The organism is Bradyrhizobium sp. (assembly GCF_016219575.1).
In the GTDB taxonomy this organism is placed as follows: domain Bacteria; phylum Pseudomonadota; class Alphaproteobacteria; order Rhizobiales; family Xanthobacteraceae; genus Bradyrhizobium.
On the sequence record NZ_JACRMG010000008.1, the window covers coordinates 93,771 to 101,617 of the forward strand.

The 7,847-nt window shown below is 64.0% G+C and carries 9 protein-coding genes; 4 read left to right on the forward strand and 5 right to left on the reverse strand.

Annotated features, from left to right (window positions below; genetic code table 11):
* The first annotated feature begins 38 nt into the window (after window positions 1-38).
* The gene (locus tag HZB49_RS05095; RefSeq protein ID WP_291609420.1) at window positions 39-326 is read left to right on the forward strand and encodes a hypothetical protein; all 288 of its coding nucleotides are present in this window, start codon (window positions 39-41) and stop codon (window positions 324-326) included.
* A 66-nt stretch (window positions 327-392) separates the two neighbouring features.
* Window positions 393-623, forward strand: a complete 231-nt coding sequence (locus tag HZB49_RS05100; RefSeq protein WP_291609421.1) for a hypothetical protein — start codon at window positions 393-395, stop codon at window positions 621-623.
* Window positions 624-740: 117 nt separating this feature from the next.
* On the opposite strand, the gene HZB49_RS05105 is transcribed toward HZB49_RS05100, so the two are convergent.
* From HZB49_RS05105 to HZB49_RS05120, 4 genes are all read right to left on the reverse strand, one after another.
* Entirely contained in the window at window positions 741-941 is a 201-nt protein-coding gene (locus HZB49_RS05105; protein ID WP_291609422.1) for a hypothetical protein, read from the reverse strand.
* Between the two features lie 198 nt (window positions 942-1,139).
* Window positions 1,140-1,313 (reverse strand): hypothetical protein, encoded by a 174-nt coding sequence (locus HZB49_RS05110; protein WP_291609423.1) that lies wholly within the window; start codon window positions 1,311-1,313, stop codon window positions 1,140-1,142.
* A gap of 110 nt (window positions 1,314-1,423) precedes the next feature.
* Window positions 1,424-1,606 (reverse strand): hypothetical protein, encoded by a 183-nt coding sequence (locus HZB49_RS05115; RefSeq protein WP_291609424.1) that lies wholly within the window; start codon window positions 1,604-1,606, stop codon window positions 1,424-1,426.
* A 610-nt stretch (window positions 1,607-2,216) separates the two neighbouring features.
* Window positions 2,217-2,369 carry a hypothetical protein gene (locus tag HZB49_RS05120; RefSeq protein WP_291609425.1) on the reverse strand — a complete coding sequence of 51 codons (153 nt, stop codon included), beginning with the start codon at window positions 2,367-2,369 and terminating at the stop codon, window positions 2,217-2,219.
* 189 nt (window positions 2,370-2,558) lie between these two features.
* Here HZB49_RS05120 and recA point away from each other — a divergent pair, with 189 nt between their 5' ends.
* Window positions 2,559-3,647: a recombinase RecA gene (recA, locus tag HZB49_RS05125; protein ID WP_291609426.1), complete on the forward strand. Its 1,089-nt coding sequence runs from the start codon at window positions 2,559-2,561 to the stop codon at window positions 3,645-3,647.
* Window positions 3,648-3,754: 107 nt separating this feature from the next.
* The gene (locus tag HZB49_RS05130) at window positions 3,755-4,747 is read left to right on the forward strand and encodes a hypothetical protein (protein WP_291609427.1); all 993 of its coding nucleotides are present in this window, start codon (window positions 3,755-3,757) and stop codon (window positions 4,745-4,747) included.
* Between the two features lie 2 nt (window positions 4,748-4,749).
* On the opposite strand, the gene gcvP is transcribed toward HZB49_RS05130, so the two are convergent.
* A complete protein-coding gene (gene gcvP, locus HZB49_RS05135) occupies window positions 4,750-7,623 on the reverse strand; it encodes an aminomethyl-transferring glycine dehydrogenase (RefSeq protein ID WP_291609428.1) in 2,874 nt (957 codons plus the stop codon).
* Window positions 7,624-7,847: the final 224 nt, after the last annotated feature.

Below are 7,847 nucleotides of genomic sequence, written 5' to 3' on the forward strand. Positions count from 1 at the left end.
AGGCCGTATCTTGGGGCCGGAAAACGAGAGGACTTGCGATGAGGATTCTTGGCGCCGTGTTGGTGGGCGTGGTGGTGGCGCTGGCCGGGCCTGCGGCCGCGCAGATGCAGACGCCCAACGTCAACTTGTTCCCCGAACTCAAGTCCATGACGCCGGAGGAGCGGGAAGCCGAGGCGCTCAGGGAAAAGGCCTACAAGGAATCGCTGCGCAAGATTCCGGAAACCAAGGCCTCCAGCGACCCCTGGGGCAATGTGCGCGGCACCGAGGCGCCGAAGGCCGCCGCGCCCGCCAAGCCGAAGACCAAGACCGGCAGCACCTCGAACTGACTCGGCAAGCGGTTTTCCGAGCCCTATATTCAGCCTGTCGTATCCCTGTTTTTCGGAGTTCCCGGCATGGCGGTTCGCCCGCGCGATCTCGCAAGCCGAATGGCTGGCCGCCGCCGGGCCGATGACGGCTTCGTGCGCGAGACCTTTACGCTGCCGCGCGAGGCGGCGCGCGTGAGGGCGCGGGATTTTCTCAACCGCTACCCGAAGGAAGCCTATATGAGCTCGGTCGAGCGCTGGCGCGAGCTGCCGGACGGAGCGATCGAGTTCACCATGCGCCGGCTCGCCAGCGCCGACTAGACCATTTTCGGTTCTGATTGAATCAGAACCGAAGCTCTAGATTCTTGATTTGACGCGTTTTCTTCACGCGTACCGGTATCACTTCGCTTGAAAACGCTCTAGCGGGGAGAACTCCGCTCAAGGCGCAGGGTCATCGGCGTGGCGGCGCGCCTGTTTCAGCGCCCGGTCGATCCTGAGCCTGACCCGGCGGATCGCCAGCAGTTCCAGCCGGGCTTCGGTCCGGCCGCCCCTGGTCTCGCCATTGATGGTGAATTGCCAGCGCCAGATTCCCGGAGCTTCCGCCGCCACGACGGTGAATTCGATGCCCTTGTGAATCATTCACATCTTCCGATAATACTCGCTTAGGTAGTATTATCAGACGACGCAACATCTACTTTAGGCAAGGTGCGGGGAAACGGTGTCGCACGCGCTGCCTATACGACGTCAGGCGCTCGCGCGCTCTTGTCCTCGGATGGCCTGGTCGCAGGGTGTTGCAGGAAGCGCAAGCCGGCAGACCGCGACAGGCGAGGGCCGGGCTCACGCCTCGCCGAGCAGCTTGCCGGTCCTGCGATGGATGAAATGCGTCAGCGTGCAGGCCGGGCAATTGACCGATCTGTAGGCGTCCTCGGCCTTGTCGGCAGGAACCTCGTCCAGCCTGTGCTGCACGTTCATGCCGGTGCGCGGACATTTGAAGATAATATGACGGCTCATTTCCCCCAAATACGAGCCGGGCGCAACACCCCGCAACTAAGGATGTTTACGTAGGCGAGGGGTCGGCAAGGGATTGAAAAGGGGCTGAAAAGGCATCAATCCGGCCGGTTTCAGCGCTCGGAGCGCATGTAGGGGCTGCGCGCGCTGACGGCCTTGAGGTCGGGATCGGCGTCCAGCCGCTGCACCACCAGCACGCTGGGTGCCCCATGTTTGGGCGGATTGCCCCAAACGCTCCACATCGCCAGGCCCGTGGCCACGATGCCGGCAGCGACGATGGTCAGATCCTCTTTCATGCATCCTCCGTCCGCCCCGGAAGAAGCAGGAAGGATGCCATGCAGGTTTGACGGAATGATGATCTGCCATGATCACACCGACGCGTGCGTCGGGCTCGCCCGATCCGGTCGGAAAAACGGAAATCGGCGAGCGGTATCAGCGGCTTCCAGGAAAAATTCGATTAAATCGAATGTTTTCTTGACTATTCCGCAAATCGGAAGTATATCCGCCCCATCCCGCGCCACCATGAGGGGACGCTTCGCGGTCGTCACGGAACGTTGGTGCGGGTTGCGATGGACGCTGCAGCGTCGGGTGTTCTTCACCTGACGAAAACGCCGCAGCGTACGGCGAAATCGTGTGGTCCTGGCGCCGCGACCCTGGCGTCTATCCCCGCCGGCCTGTGCTGGCGAGGCAACGGGGGCAAGAAAGGCCGTTCCCCGGGGAGAGCGCGACATAAGCCTACATCTCGCACACGGTGATGCGGGTGCCGCCGGCACCCGGCTTTCCCTGCGCCCTCTTCAAGGAAGTGGGCCGACGAGATTGCAGAACTCAGGCGAAACCGCGCCGTGAGAACGAGAGCGCATGCCGCTCTACGCCACTTCTCGGCGCGTTCGCGGTGAACGCGCAGCCTCACATCGCGAACATCATGATGCAGATCGCGCCGACGGCCAGGGCCAGCGTGGCCACCAAGGATAGTACGTGCATCCAGTCGCGCCGCGTCATCGCGACAGGTTGAGGCCGGTCCTGCCTGAAAAAAATGATCTGGCGCAGACTGAGAACCAAAAGGGGCCGCCAACCTCTACGTAAAGGGACCGCTAACCATTTTGACGGCCGGCGAGGGGGTGGACGGCGGCCGGACAGAAAGAACATATTGCGAACAGAGAACAAATGTGGTACGGATCGTCCACAACCAAAAGTTCTCGATTCTCAGCTGTTTGTCCCGCCCGAATCCCGCCATAAGGAGCTCTGCCCATGTCCGTCCCGGCCCTGCGTATCGTTGAAGGTTCTTCCATGGATAAGTCGAAGGCGCTGTCCGCTGCGCTCTCCCAGATCGAGCGGCAGTTCGGCAAGGGCTCGGTGATGAAGCTCGGCAAGAACGATCGCTCGATGGACATCGAGACGATCTCTTCCGGCTCGCTCGGACTGGATATTGCGCTCGGCGTCGGCGGCCTGCCCAAGGGCCGCGTGGTCGAGATTTACGGGCCGGAATCCTCAGGGAAAACCACGCTGGCGCTGCATTGCGTCGCCGAAGGGCAGAAGAAGGGCGGTATCTGTGCCTTCATCGACGCCGAGCACGCGCTCGATCCCGTCTATGCCCGCAAGCTCGGCGTCAACATCGACGAGCTGCTGATCTCGCAGCCGGATACCGGCGAGCAGGCGCTGGAAATCTGCGACACGCTGGTGCGCTCCGGCGCGGTCGACGTGCTGGTGGTGGATTCGGTCGCAGCCCTGGTGCCGAAGGCCGAGCTCGAGGGCGAGATGGGCGATGCGCTTCCGGGCCTGCAGGCCCGCCTGATGAGCCAGGCGCTGCGCAAGCTCACCGCCTCGATCAACAAGTCCCACACCATGGTGATCTTCATCAACCAGATCCGCATGAAGATCGGCGTGATGTACGGCTCGCCGGAAACCACCACCGGCGGCAATGCGCTGAAATTTTACGCCTCCGTCCGCCTCGACATCCGCCGCATCGGTGCCATCAAGGAGCGCGACGAGGTGGTCGGCAACACCACCCGCGTCAAGGTTGTGAAGAACAAGCTGGCGCCGCCCTTCAAGCAGGTCGAATTCGACATCATGTATGGCGAGGGCGTTTCCAAGATGGGCGAGATCCTCGACCTCGGCGTCAAGGCCGGCATCGTCGAAAAATCCGGCGCCTGGTTCTCCTATGACAGCCAGCGCCTCGGCCAGGGCCGCGAGAACGCAAAGGCTTTCCTCAAGGCCAACCCCGACATGTCCGCCAAGATCGAGACCGCGATCCGCCAGAACTCCGGCCTGATCGCCGAGCAGATTCTCGCCGGCGAACGCGAAGCCGACGCCGACGGCGAGGAGCCGGCGGAGGAGTGATCGCTGATTTGATATGACGGCAGGCGGGCGCCGAGGACGTTGAGTTGCCGACGTCTCCGGCGCCCGTTTTGTTTTTGTTTGTGAGTATGGCGGGTGAAGGAAGCGCTATGGCCCGTTTGATCCTGACATTTGATTACCTTGCCGAGGGAGCACACAAGTGCGCTGACGTTGTCGATTGCGTCGTTGCGTTCAGGTGTAACTTCGTCTGGGGAAAGTTGAAGTCGAACGACAGTCTCAAGACACTGTTTTCGCAGCGACCGGCGAAGCGCGTCTTCGAACATTGGACCGAAGGCCTGGAAGGACGGTCTCTGACGGCGACTGAGATACGCAATCTTGGTTTGATCGAGTTCTGCGAGGGCTTTGACGCAATCGAACTCTGGGCCGATCCTGCGCCAAACACTCAATTACAACTAATCTGGCTGCTCGATCACTTGAGGTTTCATACGAGCGTTACTTCCAGATTGCGGTTGGTCCAAAGCGCACGGATCGATAATCACCGCCCCGAGGATTGGATCGCGCAGCGACCGCGTGCCGTGTCTATCCATGCCGATGACCTCGCACTCGCAGCCACTGCCTGGGCGGCGTGGCGTGCGCCAACGCCTGTCGAATGGTTCAACCTGCTTTCACAAGACTTGAGTCCGCTTCCGCAACTTCGCAACACGATAATCGCGCTTCTTGAAGAGCTGCCCGGCCGCACGACCGGTCTTGGCGCGACGGAAATGCGAATGCTGGAACTGCTAGCATCTGGCTACGTGCACCCCTACGACCTATTTCCCAAGTACGAGAGGCCCAACGAACGCATCACATATGGCTTTTGGGAAGCGGGCAATTTGCTCGACGGCTTGGCGCGCAGCGCGCAGCCCGCCGTTTCGGGTCTCACCGAGGGCCCGTTCGATGGCGCGATGCACGTCTCAAACGAGCGCCTCACGCGCTACGAGAACAGCACGCTCGCATTGACCGATCTCGGCAACGCGATTCTTGCTGGCGCCGACGATTTCGGCCGGCACAACCCCATCCACCGTTGGTGGGGCGGCACCGAATTGACAAACGACTGCCTTTGGCGCTGGGACTCAGCTAACCGGAGGCTCGTGGCGCCCTGACTTCACTCCGCGGCTTCCGCGTAATCCGCCACCGGCGGGCACGAGCACACCAGATTACGGTCGCCATAGACGTTATCGACGCGGCCGACGGGCGACCAGTACTTGTCCGTGCGCGAGGAGCCGGCCGGGAAACATCCCTCGATCCGGCTGTAGGCCCGGTTCCAGGCATCGTCGGCGATGTCGTGCACCGTGTGCGGCGCGTGGCGCAGCGGCGAAGCCTCGACCTTCCATCGTCCCGCCTCGATCTCGGCTATCTCCAGCCGGATCGCGATCATGGCGTCGCAGAAGCGGTCGATCTCCGCCTTCGATTCCGATTCGGTCGGCTCGATCATCAGCGTGCCCGGCACCGGGAAGCTCATGGTCGGCGCATGGAAGCCGAAATCGATCAGGCGCTTGGCGATGTCGTCGACGGTGACGCCGCTGGTCGCCTTCAGCGGACGGGGATCGACGATGCATTCATGCGCCACCCGCCCGCGCGCGTTGCGGTAGAGCACCGGAAAATGCGGCTGCAATCGCGCGGCGATGTAGTTGGCGTTGAGGATCGCAATCTCCGTGGCGCGCTTCAATCCCTCGCCGCCCATCATCAGGATGTAGATGTAGGAGATCGTCAGGATCGACGCCGAGCCGAATGGCGCCGCCGACACCGGCCCCACCGGATGCGCCGTCGCGCCGTCGGTTGCGGGGTGACCGGGCAGGAAAGGCGCGAGGTGCTTCCTCACGCCGATCGGCCCCATGCCCGGACCGCCGCCGCCATGCGGGATGCAGAACGTCTTGTGCAGGTTGAGATGGCTGACGTCGGCGCCGTAGTCGCCGGGCCGCGACAGGCCAACCTGCGCGTTGAGATTGGCGCCGTCGAGATACACCTGGCCGCCATGCGCATGCACAATGTCGCAGATATCGCGAATGTGCTCCTCGAACACGCCATGCGTCGAGGGATAGGTGATCATGATCGCCGCGAGATTTCTCGAATGCTTCTCCGCCTTGGCGCGCAAATCGTTGACGTCGACGTCGCCCCGCGAATCGCAGGCGACCACCACGACCTCCATGCCGACCATCGCGGCGGAGGCCGGATTGGTGCCGTGCGCGGAGGAGGGGATCAGGCAGATCCTGCGATGGCCTTCGCCGCGCGCCATGTGATAGCCGCGGATCGCCAGCAGGCCGGCATATTCGCCCTGCGCGCCGGAATTCGGCTGCAGCGACACCGCGTCATAGCCGGTGATGTCGGCGAGCCATTTTTCCAGCCGCGCGAACAGCGCGTGGTAGCCCTTCGCCTGGTCCGCCGGCGCAAAGGGATGCAGGCTGGCGAATTCCGGCCAGGTCAGCGGGATCATCTCCGTGGTCGCGTTCAGCTTCATGGTGCAGGAGCCGAGCGGGATCATGGCGCGGTCGAGCGCGAGGTCGCGGTCGCTGAGCTTGCGCATGTAGCGCAACAGCTCGGTCTCCGAGCGATGCGCATGGAAGACCGGATGGGTCAGGAACGCGCCCGTCCGCTTCAACTCGGCGGGCAATGCGTCGCTCGCCTGCGCCTCGATCTCGTCATAGGAGAACGTGCCGCCGAAGGCGCGCCACACCGCTTCGACGATCCCCGCCGTCGTCGTCTCGTCCACGGCAATGCCGAGCGCGCCGCCGCCGATGCGCAGATTGATCTTTTCGGAAGCCGCGCGGGCGACGATCTCGTCCTGCCTGCCGCCGGCGTCGACCGTCAGCGTGTCGAAGAAGGCCTCGTGCCTTGGCGCAAAGCCGAGCTTGCGCAGTCCCGCCGCCAGCACCGCGGCGCGGCGGTGCACGCCGCGCGCGATATGCGTCAGCCCGGCCGGGCCGTGATAGACCGCGTACATCGAGGCGATCACGGCGAGCAGCACCTGCGCGGTGCAGATGTTGGAGGTCGCCTTCTCGCGGCGGATGTGCTGCTCGCGGGTCTGCAGCGCCAGCCGGTAGGCCGGCGCCCCGCGCGAATCCACGGAGAGGCCGACGATGCGGCCGGGCAGCGAGCGCTTCAGTGCGTCGCGCACCGCCATATAGGCCGCGTGCGGTCCGCCATACCCCATCGGCACGCCGAAGCGCTGCGCCGAACCGATCGCGATATCGGCGCCGAGCTCGCCGGGCGAAGCGAGCAGCGTCAGCGCCAGCAGGTCGGCGGCAACGATCGCCAGCGCGCCCTTGGCGCGCAATGTGGCGATGGCCGGACGCAGGTCGCGAACCGCGCCGCTGGTGCCCGGATATTGCAGCAGGCCGCCGAGCACGTCGGCCTTGTCGAGATCGGTGAGGGGATCGCCGACGATCAGGTGCCAGCCCAGCGGCTCGGCGCGGGTGCGCAGCACCGCGAGCGTCTGCGGATGAACCTCGCTGTCGACGAAGAATGCTTTCGCCTTTACCTGCGAGTGGCGCTCCGCGAGCGCCATCGCTTCCGCCGCGGCGGTCGCCTCATCCAGCAGCGAGGCGTTGGCGACGTCGAGCCCGGTGAGGTCGCAGATCATGGTCTGGAAGTTGAACAGCGCTTCCAGCCGGCCCTGGCTGATCTCGGGCTGGTAGGGCGTGTAGGCCGTGTACCAGGCCGGGTTCTCCAGGATGTTGCGCTGGATCACCGCAGGCAGGATCGTGCCGGAATAGCCTTGGCCGATCAGCGAGGTGAACATCGCATTCTGTGCCGCCAGCTCGCTCATATGCGCCAGCGCCTCGGTCTCGCCGAGCGCGCGGCCGAGATCGAGCGGCGACTTCTGCCGGATCGAGGCCGGCAGAGTCTCGTCCATCAGTGCGGTCAGGCTGTTGGCGCCCACCGTCTCCAGCATCGCGTCGATGTCGCGCGGGGAGGGGCCAATGTGACGGCGCACGAAAGTGGTGGCGGCTTCGTCCGTGTGCTTGAGCGGCGCGTTCATGGTCTTCCTCTTTCCTCTCGTCATGCCCCGCGAAAGCGGGGCATCCAGTACGCAGGGACGTCGGCGATTGAGCCGACGGGCCCCGGCGTACTGGGCGGATTCAACCGGTCGTCGCAACACTTCAGCCAAGGAGGTTGCGATGAATGGATACAGACAAGATTCGGACCGGAGTGCGCGACCGCCAGGCCGGCTTCCGAAGGGACAGCGAGAGAATTGCAGACGGT